The organism is Emticicia fluvialis, assembly GCF_024793945.1.
Classification (GTDB): domain Bacteria; phylum Bacteroidota; class Bacteroidia; order Cytophagales; family Spirosomataceae; genus Emticicia; species Emticicia fluvialis.
Map to the genome: position 1 here is coordinate 133,701 of NZ_JANUSD010000006.1, position 23,629 is coordinate 157,329.

Genomic DNA, 23,629 nt, shown 5'->3' on the forward strand with positions numbered 1-23,629 from the left:
ATTTTTTTCCCTTAGGGGTTTATGGAATATCAAATCTATACTTTACCCAATGGTATTCGTATTGCACATCGTCAGGTACCACACACACAGATTGTGCACTGCGGCCTGATGCTCGACATGGGTAGCCGTGATGAAAAACCCAATCAGGTGGGTCTGGCCCACTTCTGGGAACACATGGCGTTCAAAGGTACAAAAAAGCGCAAATCTTATCATATAATTAATCGCCTGGAATCGGTAGGAGGCGAACTGAATGCCTACACCACCAAAGAGAAAATCTGTTTCTACGCGTCGGTGCTGGATAATCACTTCGAAAAATCGGTTGAATTACTGGCCGATATAACTTTTCATTCTACGTTCCCTGAAAACCAGATTGAAAAAGAACGCGGGGTGATACTGGAAGAGATGTCGATGTATCAGGATTCCCCCGAAGATGCCATCCAGGACGATTTCGATGGGATTGTATTTGCCAATCACCAGTTGGGCGCTAATATTCTGGGCACGCAAGACAGTGTAAAATCGTTTACACGCAAAAGCCTGCAGCAGTTTATAACAGAGAACATGGATACCGACCGGATAGTTTTTTCGGTTGTTGGCAATATATCGTTCAAAAAGGTGGTTCAGATTACCGAAAAGTATCTGAAAGAAATACCTGCCCGCAAGAGTGAAATCAGACGCGAGCCTCCGGAGTCTTATCTGCCGCAACAGGTAACACTTACCAAAAGCATAACGCAGGCACACTGCGCCATTGGCCGCCCCGCCTATGCGTTGAAAGACGAGCGCCGGCTACCATTTTTTATGCTGGTGAATCTCTTTGGCGGCCCTGGTATGAACTCACGCCTGAACATGACATTGCGTGAGAAATATGGATTGGTATATGGCATTGAAGCTAATTATTCGCCCTTTATAGATACCGGTTTTCTGGGAATATACTTTGCAACCGACAAGGCTAATCTGGAGAAGGCGAAGTCGCTCATCAGAAAAGAAATGCAATTGCTGAAAGACAAACCGTTGGGCAAGTTGCAACTACACACAGCCAAAGAACAACTGATGGGCCAGATGGCAATGGCCGAAGAAAGCAACCAGAGTTATATGTTAATGATGGCCAAGAGTATTCTGGACCTCGGCAGGGTAGAATCGTTAGAAAGCATATTCAATGCCATAAAGAAAATTGAAGCCCATGACCTGCAAAGTGTTACGCAGGAAATGTTTGATGAAAACCAGCTGAGTTACCTTACGTTTCTGCCTGAATAAAAACATAGCAAGAAAGAATTATACTTTTCGAAGCATTTTGAGAAGGCCGGACGAGCCTTTAACCGACTTTTTTTACTTTTGATAAATGAAAATTCTGGTGCGATGAAAAATATATATTTTACTGCCGGCCCGGCCGAATTATATCCCCGATTTGAGGAGTTTCTAAAACAAGCGGTTGAAGAGCAAATCGGCTCTATTTCGCATAGAAGTGGCCAATTCAGGAAAATATATCAGCATTGCGTCGAGAATCTCCGGGTTTTAATGAATATCCCCGAAACATCAGGCATCTTCTTTACAGGGTCTGCCTCTGAGGTATGGGAACGTATCCTGCTCAACATGGTAGAACACGAAAGTTTCCATCTGGTGAACGGTTCATTCTCTGATAAGTTCTACAAATATGCCGGAAGCCTGAATAAATTTGCACACAAACAGGAAAAACCCATTGGTGAGGGCTTTAGCTATGCCGAAGTAGAAGTACCGGAATATGCCGAACTGATTTGCACCACCCAGAACGAAACCAGCACAGGCGTGCAAATGCGTGAGGCTGATATTCATAAACTGAAACGCAGCCACCAGAAGAAATTCATAGCGGTTGACATGGTGTCGTCTGCCCCGATTCCTGAACTGGATTTGTCTTTAATTGATACTGCCTTCTTTTCTGTACAAAAGGCCTTTGGTCTGCCTGCGGGCTTGGGCGTGTGGATTGCCAACGAGAAATGCCTTGAAAAGTCTAAAAAACTGGCAAAACTGGAAGGCCTGCACATTGGTGCGCACCATACCCTGCCAGCGCTGTGGAAAAACTACGAGACTTTTGAAACCCCTGCCACACCCAATGTACTGGGTATTTATCTGCTCGGCAAAGTAGCGGAAGATATGAACAGGATCGGGATTGATAACATCAGAAAAGAAACTGACGAAAAAGCCCGTAAAATATATAAGTATCTGGAAACCAGCAGCCTTTGCAGCATAGCTGTTCAGAACCCCGAACATCGCTCAAGAACCGTGATAGTAGCCAATACCACCAAGCCGTCGAAAGTGATTATGGATGCCTTGAAAGCAAAAGACATGATTATCGGAAGCGGATATGGCCCTAATAAAGATACCCAGATAAGAATCTCAAACTTCCCTTCAAACACACCTGAACAGGTAGATAATCTATTGAAAGAGTTGAAGAATCTGGAGTAGGGGTATATCTATTGAGTGATTTAGTGAATGAGCGATTTAGTGATTGTTTCGTTTAAATCTGATTAAATTCACTCAATTACTCCGATTCTATCCCCCTTTCAAAACTTGTTCATCAGAAATGCCTGCAATCAGGATGATGATGGTTATTGCACCTTCCCATATCACGTATTTCTCAAACAACAAACAACCCGCTGCCACCACGGGTGAGATTTTAATTGCCCAGGCAAGCGGTAAACCCAGCCCACCAAATCCCTGTTGATTGAGGTACAGGTTCCCGAAATCATTCACCCCGCCATTAAATATAGACGGAATACTATGCATCAGCAGCATAATGGCTACAGTTGTGCGGAGTAAGAATGTGTGTTGAGTTTCATTTTAACAAGGGCTATAGAAGTTATGGAAAATGTTCTATATGTGCTTTAATAAAGTTATAAAGAGTCTCAATTAATTGCTTCTCGTTCTCAAAGTAATATTTTTCATTTGCCTTAAATACAGAATCCTCTTTCACTTTGTTGCAAGCCAAAATAAACCCATCTTCTCGGTTCTTGTATTTCTCATAAAAATACTGCTTTCTCTTTTTACACATCCTTATGGAATTGGCAATTTCAGTAAGTAAAAGCGTCTTCTCTATTTGCTCTATTATAGTATCCGTATGAAATTCTATTGCGTAATCAAAGCCTTCATAACTTTTATATGAAAGCCATTCGGCTATTGCCCCAAAGCAAAACTGATAAGGATTGAGAAACTTTAGTAATTCAAAGTTAAACCATCCATGCACCGTTAGTTCTTGGTCTTTATCATTACTTAATTCTATTTCTCTTTTTATTATATCAAGCACTAAACTGATGGTATCTTCTTTGTCTTTGTTGGGAATCCTCAGAATCAATTCAGTGTTACTATATACTTTTCGCTCTATTTCAATACGTGCGTTCTCAATATCAAATTCGTTTACAGACAGACTCTCCAAAGCCACTTCTCTTGATACGCCTGTTTTCTCCGCTAGAATCGCAGTATATTCTTCTTTTATCAGATGCTCTGCTATTTCAATATTCCAATTTACTTTTTCAAGGACTTCCAGTGCATAAGCTATCCCAACCTGGATTCTCTCTCTTAAGGCTTTAATACTATCTGAATTACTAATATTCATTTCTTTTAAAGATATGCTTATACAATCTTACCAAAAAATCTTTATTTTTGGCTTATACCATAAACCTATTAATTTCACGACCATGATAAACCAGGAAGCCAAAAACATCGACGAATTCATTAGCTGGTTCCCGCCTGAAGTACAGAAAATATTGCAGAATATACGGAATCTGGTGCATGAGCTTGCACCTGAGGCCACCGAGGCCATTAAATATGCCATGCCTACATTTGTGCTCAATGGTAATCTGGTGCACTTTGCGGCTTTCAAAAATCATATCGGCTTCTACCCTGCACCTACGGGTACAGCGGCTTTTAAAGAAGACCTGGCACCCTATAAAACAGGCAAGGGTTCAATCCAATTTCAGTTGAATGAACCCATACCTTATGATTTAATACGTAAAATCGTGTTGTTCAGAGTAGAAGAAAACCGGAAGAAGGCCAAACCGGCCAAAAAGAAAACAAGCGCACCTGCTAGTTAAGAAACGGATTAGAACGGCGCTCCTGCCCTATGGTGGTAGAAGCGTTATGCCCGGGATATACCGTGTAATCGTCGCCCAGTGTCAGGAATTTATTTCTGATGCTATTCATGAGGTCGGAGTAGCTGGACATCGGGAAATCATATCGCCCGATACTACCCTTGAAAAGCACATCACCGCCAATTACAAACTTTTGGGTATGGTTTACAAAAGCCAGATGCCCCGGTGCATGGCCCGGCACAAATAATATCTCCAGCGTTGAGTTACCGAATTTTATCACATCTCCCTCATCAATAAACCCATCTTCCTGCACGGGTTCATAGCCGGGTATGCCCCATACTTTACAACGGTTTTCTACATCGCGCAGCACCGGCACTTCATTTTTATGCATGAGCATTTTTACGCCAAATTTACGTTTCACAAAAGCACTGCCAAACACGTGGTCAAGGTGAGTATGGGTCTGCAACAGGTGTTTTACCGTCAGTTGGTTATCAGCAATAAAATCGGCCAGTTCTTCTTTCTCATATTGCGCCAGACAACCCGGGTCAATAATAACGGCCTCTTTGGTTTCATCCCACAGAACATAGGTATTCTCTGCCAGAGGCGAAAAAGTAAAATAATGAATATGAATCATCGGTTTTTGTAAATTTAGGGCTAAAGTTTGGAAGAAAATGAATGATTAATAAGGCTTTTACCTACCAGGCTTTAACTATCTGAATTTCTTGAAACTTTTCTTTTTTTCTTTGGCAGGTGGCTGCGCGTTATTGCTTTGTACCTTTTTCTTCGGGTTTGAAAGTAGGCGCTCGGCTAAATCAGGGCGATTGAGCTTGAAGAGACGGCTACGGATCCAGTTCTTAAACTCCGGTTTATACCAGAAAAAGAAGCGGTTTTGTGCCAGTTTTTCTTCTTTGGTTTTGGCTGTTTTAATGGGTTGCAGGGTATACGGGTGCACTCCGGAATAATAGATAACCTCGGCCACTGTCATAGGTGTAGGCGTAAAGTCTTGTACCTGCTCCAGCTGAAAACCCAGATCTTTGGTTTCAGCAGCCAGATTTGCCATATCGGCTTCTTCACAACCGGGGTGCGACGAAATAAAGTACGGTATCAGCGGTTGTTTCAGTCCGTGTTTATCCTGTATGTTATCGTATTTCTGCTTGAATTTCCTGAAATATTTAAAAGACGGCTTCCGCATTACACGCAGCGTATCATCAGAAGTATGCTCCGGCGCTACTTTCAGTCGACCCGAAACGTGGCGGGTTACCAGTTGCTCCATGTAAGCATCATGGTTGCCATCCTGATTATTCTTGTTAAAATCATCTACCAGTAAATCATAGCGGATACCCGAACCCACAAAGGCCTTCTTTACGTCCGGGTGCGCATCAACTTTCTGGTAAATCTGAGTCAACGGTTTGTGCGAAGTATCCAGATTAGAGCAGATAACCGGATGAATACAGCTTGGCGCCTGGCAACGGGCACAGATAGATTCATCTTTGCCCTTCATGCGGTACATATTGGCCGATGGCCCGCCTAAGTCGGAAATGTATCCTTTAAACTCAGGATGCTGAACAATCTGGTCTACCTCTTTCATGATTGACTCCTCGCTTCTGGAAGCGATAAACTTACCCTGATGTGCTGAAATGGTGCAGAAGCTACAACCCCCGAAACAGCCCCGGTGCATGTTTATCGAGAACTTAATCATCTCATAGGCCGGAATCGGCCCGCGCTTTTTGTATTTAGGGTGAGGCAACCGAGTATAAGGCAAATCAAACGACTGGTCAATTTCCTTTTCGTCCATTATTTTGAACGGCGGGTTAATAACCAATGTTTGCGCACCAACCTTTTGAATAATGCGGTTGGCCTGCCATTTGTTCGACTCCACCTCCACAATCTTGAAATTGGCAGCGTATTTCAGCTTATCGGCCAGGCACACCTCGTGGCTTGCCAGTTCAACGGTGTTCCAGCCTCTGTCGTCAGGTAGGGCCTCAGCAGTATCCTGCATATAAGCCACCTGATTAATATTTTTGATGGTGTTCAAAGGAACACCCTTTTTAACCAGTTTCAGTATTTCGCGCAGGGGTTGCTCTCCCATGCCATACACCAGTAAATCTGCCCCTGAATCGGCCAGAATAGTAGGCATCAGTTTGTCTTGCCAGTAATCGTAATGGGTAACCCGCCGCAGTGAAGCCTCAATCCCCCCAATCAGCACAGGTACATCCGGATACAGCTCTTTCAGTATTTTAGTATAAACCGTAGTGGCATAATCAGGGCGATACCCTGCCTCACCCCCCGGTGTATAAGAATCGTTTGACCGCAAACGTTTATTGGCTGTATAGTGATTCACCATCGAGTCCATACAACCGGCCGTTACACCAAAGAAATATTTAGGTCTGCCGTATTTTTTAAAATCACGTAAATCGTCTTTCCAGTTCGGCTGAGCAATAATGGCCGTTCTGAAACCCTCGCTCTCAATAATACGCCCGATAACAGCCGTACCAAAGGCAGGGTGGTCTACATAGGCATCGCCCGAAACGAGTATTACATCTACCTCGTCCCAGCCTCTTTTCTCCACTTCTTTCAAGGTAAGCGGCAGCCAATCTGTTATGGGTCTTTCTGGTCTTATTATCATACTACAAAATTAGGGCTTTTTACGAGAAACACGGCATTTTATTGTTATATCGGCCACAAACGCATAAAAAACCAACAAAAAGCGAATACTTAACAACAATACCAGGCCTTAGGTTTCAAAGAAGAAAAATTATACTTTTTCAATAAAGTGCCTGGTGGTATTTCCGGTTGGCAATTACGGGTATTTTTTTACGGAATGGAGACAAACAAAAACCGGATGATTTTTTTGCGCATTTAAACACGTACCGGAAACGTTCCCGAAAACGAAACCGATATATTTTATTAAAATTGTTTCAGAATGTCTTTGTTTAATACAAATTTTACATTAATATTCTACTGATTATTATCTGGCTGAAGTATTTTTGATGAAGCAACCCCAACACCTAAAAGCCGCTTCTTTTGTACTTTTTATAGAATTACCTAAACCCTAAATACACCAGCTCCGGTACTTATTCCACAAATAAACTTACGGCACTATCGTGAAACAATTAACTATGGAAGGGGAATTTTAAAGTGTGCGGCTGTGAGCCTGGCAATGCCCTTTCGGGGCTATAGCTGGCAAAACAGCCGCAACCATCCCTGTTTCTTTTGATACCTCTATTCAACATAAACATACAGCGTGAAATGAACAACGATTCAAAAAATGATATTTCAAGAAGAAAGTTCCTCGAGCTCGGCAGTAAGGGCCTAATGGCAACAGGGGCAATGGCTTTTGGCGTACCAACCATTGTACCGGCCTCGGTTTTTGGTAAAAACGCACCCAGCAACCGCATTAATGTGGGTGCCATTGGTGTGGGCCGGATATCGCACGGGCACGACATGCCGGGTGTTTGGAAACATGAAAACGCACAGATTATGGCCGTTTGCGACCTTGACAGCAACCGGGTTGATGCGGCACAGAAACTGGTAAATGGCTATTATACCAAAAAGACCGGAAAAGACTTTAACGGGGTGAAAGGCTATGGCGATTATAGAGAATTACTGGGTAACAAAGATATTGATGCCGTTATTGTAAGTACGCCCGACCACTGGCATGCGCCTATTGTTATACATGCGGTAGAAGCCGGCAAAGATGTGTACTGCCAGAAACCGGCGTCACTTACCATAGCTGAAGGACGAATGATGGCCGATGCCGTAAAAAGAACAGGCCGCATTGTGCAGATTGGCAGCCAGCAACGGTCTACTTCTCAATTCAGATATGCGGTAGAGTTGGTAAGAAACGGAAGAATAGGTACATTGCAAAGAGTTTTTGTGGGTTTACCGGGAGACCCTTCGGGCAATGAAGAGCCTGAGATGCCGATACCTAAAAACCTAAACTACGATATGTGGCTGGGTACCACGCCGGAAGTGTACTATACTGAAAAGCGGGTACACCCGCAGGTAGGTTTCGACCGCCCGGGCTGGTTGCGTTGCGAGCAGTTTGGCGCCGGAATGATAACCGGTTGGGGCGCGCACCATATTGATATAGCTCATTGGGGTATGAATACCGAACTTTCGGGCCCTATTGAAATATGGGGCAAGGCCGATTTCCCAACCAGCGGTTTATGGAATGTACATGGCATTTTTACGACCCATGCCATGTATGAAAACGGAGTGGAGATGATTATCAGCAATGAGATTCCGAACGGCATACGTTTTGAAGGAACAGACGGCTGGATTTTTGTATCACGCGGAGACGGGGCGGTAACCTCAAGCGACCCGATAGCCAAACAAAATGCTACCAAGAAACTGGATGCCAGCGACCCTAAAATAATAACGTCTGAAATAGGGGCAAACGAGATACACATGACCATAAGCCCCGACCACCACGGCAACTGGCTGGAAAGCATTGCCAGCCGGAAAGACCCGATTGCTCCGGCCGAAATAGGGCATCGTTCATGCACCGCATGTTTATTGCACCATGCAGCCATGAAACTGAAAAGGAAGCTATATTGGGATCCCAAAACAGAACGTTTTAAAAACGATAAAGAGGCAAACGCATTACTTGCTCGCCCGCAAAGAAGTGCTTATGCCATTAAAGTCCGTAAATAACCCTAAGAATATCTGATGAGAAAAAAACACTTGATAACAGGATTTGCTTTAGCGCTTGGTATGTTATTCATTAAAGAAGCATCTGCCCAGTCTTCAAAAGAAATTAAACTGATAACCCTGGACCCCGGCCATTTTCACGCTGCATTGGTTCAGAAAAATATGTATCCGGAAGTAAGCCCCGAAGTACATGTTTATGCCCCTGCCGGAACTGACCTTGATTTCCACCTGCAACGCATACAGGGCTACAATACACGTAAGGATAACCCGACTCAATGGCAGGAGAAAGTATATACCGGCAATGATTACCTTGAGAAAATGCTGGCCGATAAGGCCGGAAACGTAGTAGTAATAGCTGGCAATAACCGTATCAAGGCCGATTACCTTCAGAAGTCAGTCAATGCAGGTTTCAATGTACTGGCCGATAAGCCGATGATTATCAACGGTGGTGATTTCGAGCAATTGAAACAAACATTTGCCGCTGCTGCCCAAAAGAACGTTTTGTTGTATGATATCATGACCGAGCGTTACGAGATTTCAACCATGCTTCAGCGTGAGTTCTCTATGTTACCAGGGGCATTTGGCAAGCTGGAAAAAGGAACCCCCGATAACCCTGCCGTAACCAAAGAGAGTGTGCATCATTTTTATAAGTATGTATCCGGCAGTGTGCTTACCCGTCCGGCCTGGTTTATGGATATTGCCCAGCAGGGAGAAGGCATTGTTGACGTAAATACGCACCTGGTAGACCTTATCCAGTGGGAATGCTTCCCGAATCAGGTTATTGATTATAAAAAAGACATCAGAATTAACGATGCCCGCCACTGGACAACCGATATGACTCTGAGCCAGTTTAAGGCCATTACCAAGTTATCAGGTTTCCCTGACTACCTGAAAAAAGATGTGGTAAAAGACACCCTGCTGAAAGTATTCTGTAACGGTGAAATCAACTATCAGCTGAAAGGAGTACATGCCAAAGCATCGGTTATATGGGCGTATCAGGCGCCGGAGGGTGGCGGAGACACCCATTATTCTATCATGCGTGGCACGAAGGCCAATCTGATAATCAGACAGGGAGCAGAGCAAAACTACAAGCCAACACTGTACATTGAGCCGGTAACAAAGGCAGCCAATTACGAAACTGAATTAATGAAAGCTTTAGCGGTGGTTCAGAAACAGTTTCCGGGTGTTAGCCTCAAGAAAATCGCCAAAGGCTGGGAGGTTGAAATACCAGAGAGATACAAAGAAGGTCACGAAGCGCATTTTGGTCGTGTAACCGAAAAATACCTTGAGTTTCTGAAACAAGGCAAGCTGCCTGCCTGGGAAGTACCCAACATGCTTGCCAAATATTACACCACTACGCAAGCCCTGAAAGTGGCAACCAAAACCCGATAAAACTAACCTGATTAAACTATGGAGAACAACCCCAATAACCGACGTAAATTTTTAAAGGATAGTCTGGCAAGTACAGCAGGTCTTGTGCTTTCGTCGAGCCTTGTGAACGAAATTGCTGCAAAGTCTGCCACAGTTGAAGCACCTTATATACACCGAAATCTTGAACCCAGCATTCGTTTTTCGGTAATCGGCCTTAACCATGGCCATATTTATGGCATGACAGAGGCCATTATTCGTGGAGGCGGGCAGCTTGTCTCTGTTTACGCAAAAGAACCTGATTTACTGGCGGCTTATGTAAAAAGATACCCGGACGTAAAACAAGCTGGCAGTGAGAAGGAAGTTTTGGAAGATAAATCAACACAGTTGATATTGAGCGCTGCCATAGCCAGCGAACGGGCACCGATAGGCATCAAAGCCATGCAACATGGTAAAGATTTTATGGCTGATAAACCCGGTATAACCAGCCTTGAGCAATTGGCCCTGGTAAGAAAAGTGCAAAAAGAAACCAGACGCATCTATTCTATTATGTTTAGTGAGCGTTTCGAAAACCGTGCAACGGTTAAAGCAGGCGAACTGATAAAAACCGGCGCCATTGGCAAGGTTGTGCAAACCATTGGGCTTGGGCCACATAGAATGAATACTAAAACCCGCCCTGAGTGGTTTTTCGACAAGAATAAATTCGGGGGCATCATTACCGATATTGCCTCTCATCAGTTTGATCAGTTTTTGTTTTTCACAGGTTCTACCAAAGGCGAGATTGTGAGCTCTCAGACAGGTAATCTGAACCACCCTGAATTTCCGTTATTCGAAGATTTCGGCGATGCCATGGTAAAAGGTAACGGAGGCACAGGATACATTAGAGTAGACTGGTTTACGCCTGACGGACTAAAAACATGGGGCGATGGCCGATTGACGATTCTTGGGACGGAAGGGTATATTGAAATACGTAAGAATATAGATATTGCCATTAAAGACAAAGGCAATAACCTGTATCTGGTAAACAATCAGAAAACCGAGTACATCGATTGCAGCAATGACCCCCTGCCATTTGGCAGCCAGCTGGTAAACGATATTGTAAACAGAACCGAAACCGCTATGACCCAGGACCATTGTTTTTTAGCGACGGAGTTGTCATTGAAAGCGCAGAAGTTTGCTAAGAGGTTGACATTTGCGAAATAAGCAGCCTGAAAATTGCTATTAAATTACTTCGGGTAAGCATTTATAAACTTTAGTCATTGTTACTCAGACTTTATTGATGGGTAGCAATGGCTAATTTTAGTTATAACAGGTATGAAAATAAGGAAGGCCGCTCAAAGTACAATTTCCTTTTAAATTCTGGTAAATAAGAAAAAACTTGTGGCACAATAATTTAGTATTCGGGAAATTTGCTGATATTGAATAACCTTATTCAATACCTGAATATTAAAGATTAAAAAAGTTATAAACCTAAACCCGTTGACCTATGTTTACCCGGAAAACCCTAAAAATTGCAGCTATTGTTGCCATTATTGTTTGTATTCTAGGCATTTTGTTAAGCTTGCTGGTAGCCTTAACTGTTGACAAAATGGCTTTTCTTCAAGTACTGTCCTGGCTGATTCTAGCCTATGCAAGTTATTGCGCAATGAAACTAACAGGCTACGATATTTACGAAGAAGATTTAATAAAAATCGGGTGGAGTATTTATGCACTATTTGTAATTTTTGTTTTGTTTCTTTTTATCGGCTTATCTCTGGGGCCAATTATTGCATTAGTAATAACTGCCCGTTTACATTTCCAGAAAACAAGTATTGAATCATGGATAAAGGATAATTCTTAATATCTAAACCTTCCTTTAATTATAAAATACCTTCTGATAAACCCGGAAACGTGCGTCTGTACCGGGTTTATTAACTATTTAGTGGTTCTTGCCTTACTCTTCTACAATTGTTTTTATGAAAATTGTCCGCTTGCCAAAACACAAACTATTGACGGCGTAGATACCCGCATTTACCCTAAATCGCTCTACGGTAAAGGTTACAACCTTTTTTGAATCATTGATAGAGCAGAAATAAACCCTGGCAAGGGTTAAAGACCCATTTCAAACAAAAACTTACCACAGGCACCCTGTACAAATGCACCTATAAGCGGCAGTAAAATACTTTTCTGGCATGAAACCCTGACAATGGCAAAAAAAGCTGCGCTCAAAATTCCATCGGTACGAACCATAGGTTGGGACATCGTCTTAACCCCAAACGACCCTACAATTATTGAGGGCAACGACAACTGGGGCAAAACCACTGTAGAGCTAGTAACAGGAGAAGAACTGCAAAAAAAACCAGTCCGCAAGTGGCAAAAAAAACCTTTACCCAACGCTAGTGGACTTACCCTAAATCCAAAAAGTGCTTAAAATACTTTTCTAATTTATAGAATTTTGTAATTTTAATTTTAAAAGTACTATTTGTAGGACTTTTAGATAATTATTCGAAAAATAAGCCATAGCTAATGCATATTAAATACTTAGCCTATAATATAATTAAAACTGATTTTAGAGAACTTCATAACCTTGTAAAAAAACTAAGCGCAGAGAGGGGTCTTTCAATAACCGATATTTATAAGGATATAGCCGTATGCCTTTTTAAATACAACACCAAGCTCCTGGATTATTTTTATCTGGGTTTGTTTAATGAAGATACAAGACGCCCGGACTTCACCGATGTTTGGCACCTGCACCAGTTTCATCAAAAGTTTAATACAAAAGACTGCTCTGTTTTTCAAGACAAAGTAAAGTTCAGAGCGCGATTCAAAAACTATTTTACTTACCCTTATCGGGTTGTAACGTCAGAAAAAAATATTGACGACTTACTGCTATGGGCAGGCAAGAACCAATTCTACAAGATTGTAACCAAAATACCATTAGGTAACTCAGGTAAGCAGGTTAAAGTTTTAGATTTAACTTTTGCTGGCAATGAAGTAACCGTTGACGGTATAGATGCCCACAAGGCACTTCTTAAACTTTATAAGGAAGGATATATTCTTTTTGAATCATTCGTAGACCAGCACCCTGTTCTGAAAAACATTAACCCCATATCTGTCAACACAATCCGGATTGTAACATTTGTTAACGACCAGGCATTTGTTGAAGTATGGGTTGCTATTATACGCTTTGGCTGGAACACCCCCATAGATAATTTCAGCAATGGCGGGCTTAGCTCTAATATAAATCTTGAAACGGGTGAGATTGATAACCTGGCCAAAGTAAGAGACCCTTTTACAAAAGAAAGGTATGCAAATCATCCGGTTACAGGCAACGCTATTACAGGAGTGAAAGTCCCTTTCTGGAAAGAAACCATTGAGATGGTAAAAAAAGCCGCCCTTGAAGTACCAGGCGTTAGAACCGTAGGCTGGGACATTGCCATGACCCCAACCGGCCCTACACTTATTGAAGGCAATGACAACTGGGGAATTTATGAGGCCATATCAGAAGAGCCCGTCGGTAACAGGATTCGAGGCTTGCTTTGAAATGATACCTCTGCCAGGTCAGTTCTGCATTTAAACCATATAGCCATACTTTCATTGTTTATCCAATATCAGTCTGATACCTGAAGTTGTATTCCATTCTTCTGAGTGATTCAAAAAACAAAATCTTTTTATTCAACTGAAATCAACATTTAGTTTTAATAGATGTACAGGTTTTTTATTAAACACTTTCTGGACCTCCTTATTTCTGCGCTTGGCATTATCGTTTTAAGCCCTGTGCTAATAGTGGTAACGATAGGCCTGTTTATAGCCAATCAGGGAAACCCATTTTTTTTACAGCCCCGCCCCGGCAAAAATGGCAAGGTATTCAGTATTATTAAATTCAGGTCTATGAACAATAAAAAAGATATACACGGCAACTTGCTTTCTGATGCCGAGCGACTGACAAAAATGGGCGCTTTTATACGAAAAAATTCAATAGACGAAATCCCCCAGCTAATCAATGTATTAAAAGGAGATATGAGCTTAATTGGCCCGAGACCCCTCCGAACCTATTATATGCCCTTATATAATGATACCCAGAAGCGCCGCCATGATGTACGCCCGGGTATTACGGGTTGGGCACAGGTAAATGGCAGAAATGACATCTCATGGACTGCCAAGTTTGAAATGGATGTTTATTATGTTGACCACCTGAGCCTTGCGCTGGATGCCAGAATTGCATACCTGACATTAAAGAAGGTACTCTTAAAAGAAGGCGTTAGTAAGCAGGGATACGCCACCACGGTTCCGTTTAATGGGCATAATTAAAAAATTACAATAAGTGTATTAAAGAAATTGAATATAGCTTTCACTAATCGATGGCTTAGTAAAAAGGAAACCAGATTAGGCAGCTGTCTGGAAATTGAAGAAACACAGTATTGAGATAATCCACCATTATTATAAATGCCATAAACAGGCAAGCAAAAACGAATAAATACTTTACTAAAGGATAATGAATTATAAAGCTTTAATTATTGGCGCCGGAACCTACGGACAGGTTTATTGTGAGTATCTAAAAGAAGAATATGAAGTAATTGGGTTTGTTGACGATAATACAGAGCTCATCGGGAAGAATTTCTGTGGGGTGCCAGTAATCGGTGATTTTGATTATATAACCAGCAACATTGACAATTCAGTTCATATTTTCGTTCCGATTGGGCATAATCAAACCAGAGTAGCCCTGATAAAAAAACTGGAAGCCGCCGGCTATAGTCTGCCGTCATTCATTCATAAAAGTTCACAGATTCATGAATCTGTCGCAATCGGAAAAACAGTATATGCCCTACCAGATTGCAACATTATGCCGTTTTCTACCATTGAAGACTACGTAATGATCAGCATGGGTGTAAACATAGCACATCATACTATTTTAGGCCAGGGTAGTTTTTATTCGCAGGGAACAAACATTGGGGCGGGCATAACCGTGAGTCAAAACACGTTCTGCGGGCAGGGGTGTACTTTGTCTACCGGTGTTCATTCTGTGGGCCAGAACGTTCTTATAGGCTCAGGAGCTGTAATCATAAAAGACGTGCCGGATAACGCCGTGGTAGTGGGTAACCCGGGGCGAATAATCAGATACAATAATCCGGATTAAGGATTGGTCAATTCGCATTTTTTTGTTATCATTGCTCCGCAGAACAACAAATTGCTATGAGATTTAAACTTACCTTAAAGCCCACTAACCCGGGGCAAAAGCTTACACTTAATTATAACCATCCTTTTTCAAGCTGGATATACACCCGCATCAAAGAATCTGATGCCTCCTATGCCGCCTTTCTGCATCAGAAAGGCTATCGCACTCAGGATTCTACCAAAACCTTTAAACATTTTACGTTTTCAAAGTTTGTTGTACCTCACAAAGCCAAAGCAATTGAGAAGGGCGACGACTTTATGCTGTTATCTGACCAACCCATTTATATTACCGTTTCTTTCTTCATTGATAAAGCCGCCGAAGACTTCATTATTGGCCTCTTTAACAATCAGCAAATCAGCATTTATAACAAAAAATACCAGGCCGATTTCATCATATCTTCAGTTGAATCGTTACCTGCGCCAGCTTTTGCCAATGTACCCCTGCGCTTTAAAGCCGCCTCGCCAATGGTGATAGCCGAAAAACGCGCCGACGGTACCGACGAATACCTACCCCCTACTGACCCCCGGTTTGCCAGATACTTAGTACAGAACCTGTTCGATAAATATGAGTCGGTACACGGCAAAAGTATAGACGTAGATACCGCCACGCTTGATATGCTAATCAGAATTAAGCTCATTGATACCGAAAAGATGCGTTCTAAGCTCATCTGGATTAAGCAAGACCGCAACGACGAAACTAAAATTAAAGGCTACGAAAATTTTAGTTTTGATTTAACCGCCCCTGCCGGAATAATAGAAGCAGGATTTTACGGTGGCATAGGTAAATACACCTCGGCGGCAGGCATGGGGTTTCTGGAAATTGTATAAAACAACAAGCTGATGAATGTCTTCCACGACAATAGCCCTAAAAACCGGCTATTAGGGATCCTGAAAAATCTTTTGGAGCAACCGTGCCATTATACCATTAAAATGCTGGCCGCCCGGTATAATGTGAGCCAATCTATCATCAAAAAAGATTTTGATGAGCTAAAAAACGCATGGTTTACATTAAAGTATGACAAACAATACCGATACTACCTGGTCTCGGACAAATCGCTGGAACACCTTGAAGACGTGCTGTTTTTTACCGGACCAGAGAAAGAGTTTCTGCTTGAAGCACTCACCAAAGCCAACGCTACCGACAAACGGCTTGAGAAAATAAGGTATAAGCTGGAGCGCATTTATGACGTATCAAAACTGGGCAGCAGTTTGTTTTCAAGAACTTTTCTTGATAAGGCCAATCTGCTTGAACAAGCCCGAAAACAAAAACGCGTAACGACACTACTTAACTACCGCTCGACCATGAGCAGCCAGGTAAGCAACCGTGTGGTTGAGCCATTTCATATAAGCACCAAAGAAGACATACTGCATGCCTATGACCTGGAAAGGAAAGAGATACGCCATTTCAGGATTTCGAGAATTGAGCGAGTAGAACTGCAAACTGAAAACTGGCAACACGAGACCTTGCACCATGTAGCGGCAACAGACCCCTTCAGAATAGTCAGCGACCAGCAGGTATATATACACTTAAAACTAAAGACCGGCGCAGTGAACGAACTGATAGATAAATTTCCGGTTTCGCAGGCGTATATACAGCCAAGCAGCACAGAGAAAGACATCTACCATTTTGAGTGCAAAGTAAATGCAGAGTTTAAGGGAATCAGCAACTTCATTTTGGGTCACTCAGAATACATAGTTGAGATTGTTGAGCCTGAATCACTCATTGAACATATTAATAAGAAGGTGCAGGGGATAAAGTTTTAGGGGTAGGGTGGATAATGACCTAGGTAGGAGTTTAAGTTTGAAACGTAAAAACATGAAATAGTCAAATACAAAAATATATGATAAAAGAACTAATCAACTTCACAAATAACATAAATGAAGATTTTCTAAAACTGGGTGTTACACCCAGAGAGGGCTTACATATATTATTAACGCTCAATTTTACAGACAATACAGGACATATCGACCTGCAGCATTACGAATACTCAATTTATTCAAAAAAGATGCGAGAAGAAACTGAATTACTTTCAAGATGTAAGTTTCTGTCACAGAGTGCCTGGTGCATTGACACCAATAAATGCTTTGATTTACCAACCAAAGCCATTCATTCATGTTCACCTTATTTAGTGGCATTTAAACGAGAGCACTTGGAAGGGGGAGAAAAGCACAAAAACAATCAGACCTTAAAAAAGAAACAGATTTATGAACGTTGGGGTGATTATTTTGCTAAGGCAGAATTGCTTTTCAAAGATGAAGAAAGCAAGCAGGAGAACAGGATTTTTCAATATTTTTTTAAAAATGGAGATTATAAAATCCTACTCGACGAAATAACGAAAAAAAACTCAATCGAATATGAACGGTTGACAAATATGCGTTCAGAATTGGAAAAACAATTAAAGGACTTAAAAGATAATTTACAAAAGGAAGAAATAAAAAGTAAGATAAAAGATATCGATAATCAATTACTCAGTGTAAAACCATTGGAGGATAGTGATTATATTTTGTTTTACATTGATAAGCCTCTTGAAGAATACAAAAAAGCCCATCAAAAGTATTTGGCTGACAAATTATTCAACACAGACAAGTACAATACTCCGCCTGATGAAGAAGGAAGAATTTTCGGAACAAGCAATTTCATGAATGGCTATAACAGCAGTATGCCATTTCTTACACATCAGACAGCAAGTTTTGAAATTACCGGCCGAATTTCAGACATCGAAGCAAAACTACTGTATGATTTTGAACAAATTCTACCAAGAAAAACACTTCCCAATCCTTTACCACTCTTTATTTATGAAGACGAATTACAAAAAAGGGTAATTAGCTTCTTCAAAGAAACCGGCTTCAAATTAAGTTATAAAGAACTAGTTGAGCAATTGTGGGAAAACCATAAAAATGACTTTGCTAATTACTACCTGCTTACTTGGCAAAACACTAAAGATGGGATTGTTTTTCAAGATTTCGACTTCGTAAGCCAATTCGAATATGAGTTTGATGCACAAATTGAAAATTTGTTTGAAATACAGGAAAAGGGAGGTAAATCTTACATGCATTATCCTGCCATAAAAACCATTTTTCAATTAGAGTATATGGTATTTAAGCCTCTTCTGCAAAGCAAATATTTAAAATTGGATTATTTCAACGATTTAAAGAAAGAAGATTATGAAGGCTTGGAGAACACATTTCAGACTTATGTTAAATATCGCAAAGCTGTTTATGATTTCATTTATAAATCAAAGCGAAAGGGCATTAATCATCATATTTTTTCTGATATGGTTTTTAGCCATATCAAAGATGACATAAAACAAAATAACGGGTACAGTATTAAAGAAAAACTTAATATTTGGTTCAGCTTGTTTGAAATTTTTAAATATAATAATAATCAAAATGCAACAACAATGGCAAGTAAATTAAAACACTATCAAGAATTTGTTGCTCAACTTTCTTTGGGACAAGCAAATACTTCTACAGCAACCGATGCAGATTTCGCATTTGCCGCAGGGCAAGTAATAGACTATGTATTGAATAAGAGTAAATCCGACGATAAGAGCTATCAATTATTAGAGCCGTATTTGCAGCAGGCCAAATGTCAGGAGTTTAAGCGTGCGATAGCAAACGACATAGCTCGATACAAACATGCTATCTCCGACAATGAGCAAAGATTTAAGGCAGTTTGTGACTTTGTGCTTACTTATGAAACAAATGCAAATATGAAAGAATTTACTCCTGAAATACTTGCAGGCGTATTCTCCAAATGTCAATTTTTTACCAAAAAGGAATCAATTGAACCAATAATAGAAAATAACTAATAAACTTATAATAACTTAAGCAATATGGGCAATTCATTTAAAAACCGTGTATTTGGCTGTGCCATTATTAAATCTATTAATTCTAATTACAACGCTGATTTTTCACACCAGCCAAGAACACTTCCTAACGGAATTGTTTATGCAACTGATAAAGTGCTTAAATATTCCATTAGGAATTACTGGAAGAAAGTACAAAATGAACCAGTATTTTATTCTAAGTCTCTGACTGAAGACATGTCTCCACGCACTCTTGACGAAACATTAGAGTTACACTTTGGCAAGATAGAAGACAAAGGAAATGCTCTAAGATTAAAGGTTTTGAAAAACCTTCTGTCTTGTATTGATGTACGCGTTTTTGGTGGGACTTATGCAGGAAAAACCAACCTCTCTATTCATGGCGCATGCCAGATAACACATGGAGTAAATCGATTTGCAGAAAATGTTATTTACTCTGAACAAATTATGTCGCCATTTAGAAACCCAAGCGAAAAAAACAATGAAAGCACCATGACTACCCTCGGCACACAATCAAAACTGCAAGAAGGCCATTATGTGCATCATTTTTCTGTAAACCCTAAAAACATTGAAGAGGATGTGAATAGAGCTGGGATTGACGGCTTATCTGAATCTGATATAAATAAGTTGAAAGAGGCTCTTCGAAATGGTGTCACTTATTATGATTCAGCTGCAAAAGCGGGCACAGAAAACGAACTATTGTTATGGGTTCAATTAAAATCAGATTCAAAAATCGTATTACCCTCATTTGTAGAGCTAGTTGAAGTAAAAGATGACAGAACCATTGATTTGAGTTTGATTTCAGAGCTTTTGGCTAAGGATTATATCCATTCTGAAATTGAGAAAATAGAACTCTATTACAATAAAGGTATAACCAAATTAGCTAATGTACCGATTGGTGCTATTGAAATGGATTTATAATAACCTACTTCTATGGAAAGATTGATTTCTATTGACTTAAAAAGTGAATTCGGGTTTTTCAGAAAACCCGATGCCAATAATACTGTAAATCTATCTTACAATATTGTACACAAACCAGCGATACTCGGCATTTTCGGAGCTATTATTGGTTTGGATGGTTACAAAGAGAAAGGTAAGATGCCTCAGTATTATGAATTGCTAAAAGATATAAAATTGGGTATAGAACCACTTTCACATGAAAAAGGAAGTTATCAGAAAACCGTAATTAAGTATTCTAATACTGTTGGCTATGCAAATAATGGTTCAACATACCTAACCGAGGAAGCAACTCTTATCAAACCTGCCTACAGGGTCTATGCGCTGCTGAACCTGACTAATACACATCATAAGTATTTATTTGAATGTCTTAAGGATGGTATCGCTGAATACATCCCCTATTTTGGTAAAAATGAGTTTTCAGCATGGTGGGAGAAAGAGAGTTTCAAAGATTATTCCTTCCAGAAAATTGAAGAACAAACAGAAGATATTAAAATCAAAACTATGTTTCTGAAGAAGGATGTAATCAAAGACCATAAGTCTACTCCTATTTTTGATTTTAGTTCATTCTTTGAGAACGAAACACCATTTATGTACTTTGAAAGATTACCGTACGACTTTGACACCACCTTATTTCAATATCTATTAGGAGATTTTGTTTTTTCAACATTTCATTTAAGAAAATCATTCGTAATTGAACATCTGTTTTACCTTAATCAAATGCAATGTTATGTACAACTCTTATGAAACAGTTGCTTCAATTATAAAGACAATACCTCCAATTGAAACCTTTTTAATTGATGCTGAACTATATTATGCTCATGTGTCGCCCAAAAACTATGTAAAGCAAAGAACACCCGAAACTTTAAAAGAGCATATAGAGCTTGTTCAACAAAAGTTTGAATTATTGGTTGAAAAACATCATTTAGACGGCATAATTGATAATCTAATAAATGAATTTCTAAAAGATCAAAAAATTACAGACACAAACGAAATTGGGCTATTTATAAAAAGGTTATTCGTTAATGTAATTATCTTTCACGACTTCGGAAAGATAAACGAAAACTTTCAGGCGAATCCAGACAAAATGAATAACCCCTATTTTAAGGGAAAAGAGAAACTCAATAGCCCAATTTCTACACATCATTCAAGCCTTGGTGCATATTTATTTATAGTAAAGCAAATTACCGACGCACAAGTATCTGTTGACAGGCAATATCATTCAACAATTATGTTAGCTATTCTTATGTTTTCCTATTGTATTTTTAAGCATCATGGAAAATATTTGAATGATGAATATAAGGATAAAATTTCTTTCTCTGTTGATGAGGTTAATTGTATGAAACAATATGTGTCTCACTATCAATTTGATATTCCTTTAAAAAATTATGAGATTCTTCCCTTACATCTGACCAAGGCATTCAATGAGCTAGAATCCTATAATTTTTTCAATTCATTTGCACTCTATTCTCTAATCAGGCTTAATTTCTCATTATTGACAGCCTCTGATTATTTAGCTTCCAGCCAATACATGACAGGAATTGAAATATCCGATATGGGTGTATTAAGTTCCAATAGGATCAACCAGTTATTTGACTTTGTAAGCTCTAGCGATGTTTTAAAAAGTGATCAAGAGAAAAAAAATTACAATAAAGAAACTTATAAAAAGATAAATACCGGATATATCTCGCCAAACCCAACTGAACAAAGCAACAAAAACCTTAATGCTTTAAGGCAAGCTATGGCAATAGAGGTTATTGAAAACATAAGAGCTAACAGTTTAAAGAATTTGTTTTATATAGAAGCCCCCACAGGCGGTGGCAAGACCAATTTATCAATACTCGCCACAATTGAACTTCTTCACAATAGTAAAGGCAGGATAAATAAAGTATTTTATGTTTTCCCATTTACCACACTTATAACACAAACATATAGTTCAATAAAAGAAACGCTGGGTTTAAATGAAAATGAGATTGTTCAATTACATTCAAAGGCAGGTTACAAGCAAAAAGAACATGTAAAATTTGGTATTCCTGCGCCAGAACAACATATAGATACCAAACAGCTAGAAGAAGAGAAAGATGGTATTTATAGCAACGAAAAAGAAAATTATATTGATAATCTATTTGTTAACTATCCGTTTTGTTTACTGTCTCATGTTAAGTTTTTCGACCTGCTTAAAACTAATGAAAAAGAAGGCAATTATTTGCTCCACCGCTTGGCAAATTCAGTTGTAGTCATTGATGAATTACAATCTTATGACCCCACTCACTGGGACAAAATCATTTATTTTGTTCACACCTATGCAAAATTGTATAATATTAAATTCATATTAATGTCAGCAACCCTACCCAAATTGGGCAACCTCGAGTTAATAAAGAAAGATTTTCCTGATGAGTTTGTTTACCTATTACCAACAGCAAAGCAAGATTACTTTTTGAATCCAAATTTCAGCGAAAGAATTAAGTTTAATTTCGATTTACTAGAACGCACTGAAATATCACTTGATGAAATAGCACAAATACTCCACACAAAGTCAAAAGAATACTCCCAACTAGACTTTGGAGAAGCAAAGCCGTTCAACAGTGTTTATTGCATAATAGAATTTATATTCAAAAAATCAGCCACAAACTTCTATCAAATTATTACAGAACTAAATCAACATGAATCTCTCTTTGACGAAATATTGGTATTATCAGGAACAATTCTTGAACATAGAAGAAAAGAGATTATTAATTTTCTTAAGAATCCTGCCAATCGTAAGAAAAGAATACTTCTAATTACTACTCAGGTTGTTGAAGCCGGAGTGGATATTGACATGGACCTAGGCTTTAAGGACAAGTCTATGATTGACAGTGAAGAACAACTAGCAGGTAGAATTAACAGAAATGTGAACAAAAAGGAATGTACACTTCATCTTTTTAATTTCAACCAAGAACGGATTATTTACGGGCAGGATAAAAGATATCAAGAGATGAAGAAATTAAAAATTGATGATTATAAGCGAATCCTGCGAGAAAAAGATTTCGATTTCTTGTATAATACCATTTTCACCAGAATTGACATAACTCATAATTCCGATAAATTAAGTATAGACAATCATCAAAATCAACTTAAACATTATCAGCCTAAAATAAAAAACCTGAAATTTCAATCAGTACACAATGATTTCAAATTAATTGAGCAGGAAAATATCTCGTGCTTTGTTCCAGTATCAATTCCAATCTATGTTCAAGGTGTAACTCCAAGTGCAAATGACAGCGTTTTCTCTAAAGGTGAATTAGAATTTCTGGAAGAAAACTCAGTTATACCTACTGCAAATATGGAAATTGATGGTGAAGAAGTTTTTGATTTATATCTTTCAATTATTAAAAACAAAAAGGAATTTATTCAACAGAAAATTGCAGAAAAGACTTTACAAGGTATTATGTCAAAATTCATTTTTTCTTTATTTGCAAGTAAAAATATTGAAAACCAGATTGTGCATTATTCCGACGAAGTTAAGAGTGAATATGGGTATAAGTATCTTGTATTTTGGCGCGAATTTTATGATATAAAATTTGGATTGGATACAAAGCGATTTTCAAGTAGCGAAACTCAATTTTTATAAAG

The 23,629-nt window shown here is 39.6% G+C and carries 21 protein-coding genes; 17 read left to right on the forward strand and 4 right to left on the reverse strand.

The window, feature by feature from the left end; genetic code table 11:
- Positions 1 to 21 precede the first annotated feature (21 nt).
- Both NZ848_RS08855 and NZ848_RS08860 read left to right on the forward strand, forming a co-directional pair.
- On the forward strand, positions 22 to 1,251 hold the full coding sequence (locus NZ848_RS08855; protein ID WP_253530085.1) for a M16 family metallopeptidase: 1,230 nt from the start codon (positions 22 to 24) through the stop codon (positions 1,249 to 1,251).
- Between the two features lie 102 nt (positions 1,252 to 1,353).
- Positions 1,354 to 2,436, forward strand: a complete 1,083-nt coding sequence (locus NZ848_RS08860; RefSeq protein ID WP_259015187.1) for an aminotransferase class V-fold PLP-dependent enzyme — start codon at positions 1,354 to 1,356, stop codon at positions 2,434 to 2,436.
- 87 nt (positions 2,437 to 2,523) lie between these two features.
- Here the strand turns inward: NZ848_RS08860 and NZ848_RS08865 are convergent, their stop codons facing one another.
- A complete protein-coding gene (locus NZ848_RS08865) occupies positions 2,524 to 2,766 on the reverse strand; it encodes a hypothetical protein (RefSeq protein WP_259015188.1) in 243 nt (80 codons plus the stop codon).
- A 64-nt stretch (positions 2,767 to 2,830) separates the two neighbouring features.
- Positions 2,831 to 3,583 carry a hypothetical protein gene (locus tag NZ848_RS08870; RefSeq protein WP_259015189.1) on the reverse strand — a complete coding sequence of 251 codons (753 nt, stop codon included), beginning with the start codon at positions 3,581 to 3,583 and terminating at the stop codon, positions 2,831 to 2,833.
- Between the two features lie 82 nt (positions 3,584 to 3,665).
- Between NZ848_RS08870 and NZ848_RS08875 the strand changes: the two genes are divergently transcribed.
- Complete coding sequence (locus NZ848_RS08875; RefSeq protein ID WP_259015190.1) at positions 3,666 to 4,061, forward strand: iron chaperone; 396 nt, start codon at positions 3,666 to 3,668, stop codon at positions 4,059 to 4,061.
- Here the strand turns inward: NZ848_RS08875 and NZ848_RS08880 are convergent.
- Positions 4,054 to 4,692, reverse strand: a complete 639-nt coding sequence (locus NZ848_RS08880) for an MBL fold metallo-hydrolase (protein WP_259015191.1) — start codon at positions 4,690 to 4,692, stop codon at positions 4,054 to 4,056. The two genes, NZ848_RS08875 and NZ848_RS08880, sit on opposite strands and share 8 nt — an antisense overlap.
- Before the next feature lie 75 nt (positions 4,693 to 4,767).
- Complete coding sequence (locus tag NZ848_RS08885; RefSeq protein WP_259015192.1) at positions 4,768 to 6,684, reverse strand: YgiQ family radical SAM protein; 1,917 nt, start codon at positions 6,682 to 6,684, stop codon at positions 4,768 to 4,770.
- Between the two features lie 623 nt (positions 6,685 to 7,307).
- Between NZ848_RS08885 and NZ848_RS08890 the strand changes: the two genes are divergently transcribed.
- From NZ848_RS08890 to cas3, 14 genes are all read left to right on the forward strand, one after another.
- The gene (locus tag NZ848_RS08890) at positions 7,308 to 8,714 is read left to right on the forward strand and encodes a Gfo/Idh/MocA family protein (RefSeq protein WP_259015193.1); all 1,407 of its coding nucleotides are present in this window, start codon (positions 7,308 to 7,310) and stop codon (positions 8,712 to 8,714) included.
- Positions 8,715 to 8,729: 15 nt separating this feature from the next.
- Complete coding sequence (locus NZ848_RS08895; RefSeq protein ID WP_390890872.1) at positions 8,730 to 10,103, forward strand: putative oxidoreductase C-terminal domain-containing protein; 1,374 nt, start codon at positions 8,730 to 8,732, stop codon at positions 10,101 to 10,103.
- Positions 10,104 to 10,121: 18 nt separating this feature from the next.
- A complete protein-coding gene (locus NZ848_RS08900) occupies positions 10,122 to 11,282 on the forward strand; it encodes a Gfo/Idh/MocA family protein (protein WP_259015194.1) in 1,161 nt (386 codons plus the stop codon).
- A gap of 283 nt (positions 11,283 to 11,565) precedes the next feature.
- Positions 11,566 to 11,919 (forward strand): hypothetical protein, encoded by a 354-nt coding sequence (locus NZ848_RS08905; protein WP_259015195.1) that lies wholly within the window; start codon positions 11,566 to 11,568, stop codon positions 11,917 to 11,919.
- Between the two features lie 258 nt (positions 11,920 to 12,177).
- Complete coding sequence (locus tag NZ848_RS08910; RefSeq protein WP_259015289.1) at positions 12,178 to 12,489, forward strand: sugar-transfer associated ATP-grasp domain-containing protein; 312 nt, start codon at positions 12,178 to 12,180, stop codon at positions 12,487 to 12,489.
- Between the two features lie 95 nt (positions 12,490 to 12,584).
- A complete protein-coding gene (locus NZ848_RS08915) occupies positions 12,585 to 13,601 on the forward strand; it encodes a sugar-transfer associated ATP-grasp domain-containing protein (RefSeq protein ID WP_259015196.1) in 1,017 nt (338 codons plus the stop codon).
- 162 nt (positions 13,602 to 13,763) lie between these two features.
- On the forward strand, positions 13,764 to 14,369 hold the full coding sequence (locus tag NZ848_RS08920) for a sugar transferase (protein ID WP_259015197.1): 606 nt from the start codon (positions 13,764 to 13,766) through the stop codon (positions 14,367 to 14,369).
- A gap of 184 nt (positions 14,370 to 14,553) precedes the next feature.
- Complete coding sequence (locus NZ848_RS08925) at positions 14,554 to 15,195, forward strand: acetyltransferase (protein WP_259015198.1); 642 nt, start codon at positions 14,554 to 14,556, stop codon at positions 15,193 to 15,195.
- A gap of 56 nt (positions 15,196 to 15,251) precedes the next feature.
- The gene (gene cas6 / locus NZ848_RS08930; protein ID WP_259015199.1) at positions 15,252 to 16,061 is read left to right on the forward strand and encodes a CRISPR-associated endoribonuclease Cas6; all 810 of its coding nucleotides are present in this window, start codon (positions 15,252 to 15,254) and stop codon (positions 16,059 to 16,061) included.
- Between the two features lie 12 nt (positions 16,062 to 16,073).
- A complete protein-coding gene (locus NZ848_RS08935; RefSeq protein WP_259015200.1) occupies positions 16,074 to 16,997 on the forward strand; it encodes a helix-turn-helix transcriptional regulator in 924 nt (307 codons plus the stop codon).
- Between the two features lie 77 nt (positions 16,998 to 17,074).
- A complete protein-coding gene (locus tag NZ848_RS08940; RefSeq protein ID WP_259015201.1) occupies positions 17,075 to 19,045 on the forward strand; it encodes a hypothetical protein in 1,971 nt (656 codons plus the stop codon).
- A gap of 24 nt (positions 19,046 to 19,069) precedes the next feature.
- The gene (locus NZ848_RS08945) at positions 19,070 to 19,981 is read left to right on the forward strand and encodes a type I CRISPR-associated protein Cas7 (RefSeq protein WP_259015202.1); all 912 of its coding nucleotides are present in this window, start codon (positions 19,070 to 19,072) and stop codon (positions 19,979 to 19,981) included.
- A 12-nt stretch (positions 19,982 to 19,993) separates the two neighbouring features.
- Complete coding sequence (cas5, locus tag NZ848_RS08950) at positions 19,994 to 20,764, forward strand: CRISPR-associated protein Cas5 (RefSeq protein WP_259015203.1); 771 nt, start codon at positions 19,994 to 19,996, stop codon at positions 20,762 to 20,764.
- Positions 20,748 to 23,627, forward strand: a complete 2,880-nt coding sequence (cas3, locus tag NZ848_RS08955) for a CRISPR-associated helicase Cas3' (RefSeq protein ID WP_259015204.1) — start codon at positions 20,748 to 20,750, stop codon at positions 23,625 to 23,627. The genes cas5 and cas3 overlap by 17 nt, the downstream gene beginning before the upstream one ends.
- Positions 23,628 to 23,629 lie beyond the last annotated feature (2 nt).

Excerpts from the sequence above, each read along its gene's own strand:
- NZ848_RS08900 (WP_259015194.1), top strand. The coding sequence starts at position 10,122 with ATGGAGAACAACCCCAATAACCGACGTAAATTTTTAAAGGATAGTCTG.
- NZ848_RS08865 (WP_259015188.1), bottom strand. The coding sequence starts at position 2,766 with ATGCTGCTGATGCATAGTATTCCGTCTATATTTAATGGCGGGGTGAAT.
- NZ848_RS08890 (WP_259015193.1), top strand. The coding sequence starts at position 7,308 with ATGAACAACGATTCAAAAAATGATATTTCAAGAAGAAAGTTCCTCGAG.
- NZ848_RS08935 (WP_259015200.1), top strand. The coding sequence starts at position 16,074 with ATGAATGTCTTCCACGACAATAGCCCTAAAAACCGGCTATTAGGGATC.
- NZ848_RS08940 (WP_259015201.1), top strand. The coding sequence starts at position 17,075 with ATGATAAAAGAACTAATCAACTTCACAAATAACATAAATGAAGATTTT.
- NZ848_RS08925 (WP_259015198.1), top strand. The coding sequence starts at position 14,554 with ATGAATTATAAAGCTTTAATTATTGGCGCCGGAACCTACGGACAGGTT.
- NZ848_RS08855 (WP_253530085.1), top strand. The coding sequence starts at position 22 with ATGGAATATCAAATCTATACTTTACCCAATGGTATTCGTATTGCACAT.
- cas6 (WP_259015199.1), top strand. The coding sequence starts at position 15,252 with ATGAGATTTAAACTTACCTTAAAGCCCACTAACCCGGGGCAAAAGCTT.
- NZ848_RS08915 (WP_259015196.1), top strand. The coding sequence starts at position 12,585 with ATGCATATTAAATACTTAGCCTATAATATAATTAAAACTGATTTTAGA.
- NZ848_RS08880 (WP_259015191.1), bottom strand. The coding sequence starts at position 4,692 with ATGATTCATATTCATTATTTTACTTTTTCGCCTCTGGCAGAGAATACC.
- NZ848_RS08885 (WP_259015192.1), bottom strand. The coding sequence starts at position 6,684 with ATGATAATAAGACCAGAAAGACCCATAACAGATTGGCTGCCGCTTACC.
- NZ848_RS08905 (WP_259015195.1), top strand. The coding sequence starts at position 11,566 with ATGTTTACCCGGAAAACCCTAAAAATTGCAGCTATTGTTGCCATTATT.
- cas3 (WP_259015204.1), top strand. The coding sequence starts at position 20,748 with ATGTACAACTCTTATGAAACAGTTGCTTCAATTATAAAGACAATACCT.
- NZ848_RS08860 (WP_259015187.1), top strand. The coding sequence starts at position 1,354 with ATGAAAAATATATATTTTACTGCCGGCCCGGCCGAATTATATCCCCGA.
- NZ848_RS08920 (WP_259015197.1), top strand. The coding sequence starts at position 13,764 with ATGTACAGGTTTTTTATTAAACACTTTCTGGACCTCCTTATTTCTGCG.
- NZ848_RS08875 (WP_259015190.1), top strand. The coding sequence starts at position 3,666 with ATGATAAACCAGGAAGCCAAAAACATCGACGAATTCATTAGCTGGTTC.
- NZ848_RS08945 (WP_259015202.1), top strand. The coding sequence starts at position 19,070 with ATGGGCAATTCATTTAAAAACCGTGTATTTGGCTGTGCCATTATTAAA.
- cas5 (WP_259015203.1), top strand. The coding sequence starts at position 19,994 with ATGGAAAGATTGATTTCTATTGACTTAAAAAGTGAATTCGGGTTTTTC.
- NZ848_RS08870 (WP_259015189.1), bottom strand. The coding sequence starts at position 3,583 with ATGAATATTAGTAATTCAGATAGTATTAAAGCCTTAAGAGAGAGAATC.
- NZ848_RS08895 (WP_390890872.1), top strand. The coding sequence starts at position 8,730 with ATGAGAAAAAAACACTTGATAACAGGATTTGCTTTAGCGCTTGGTATG.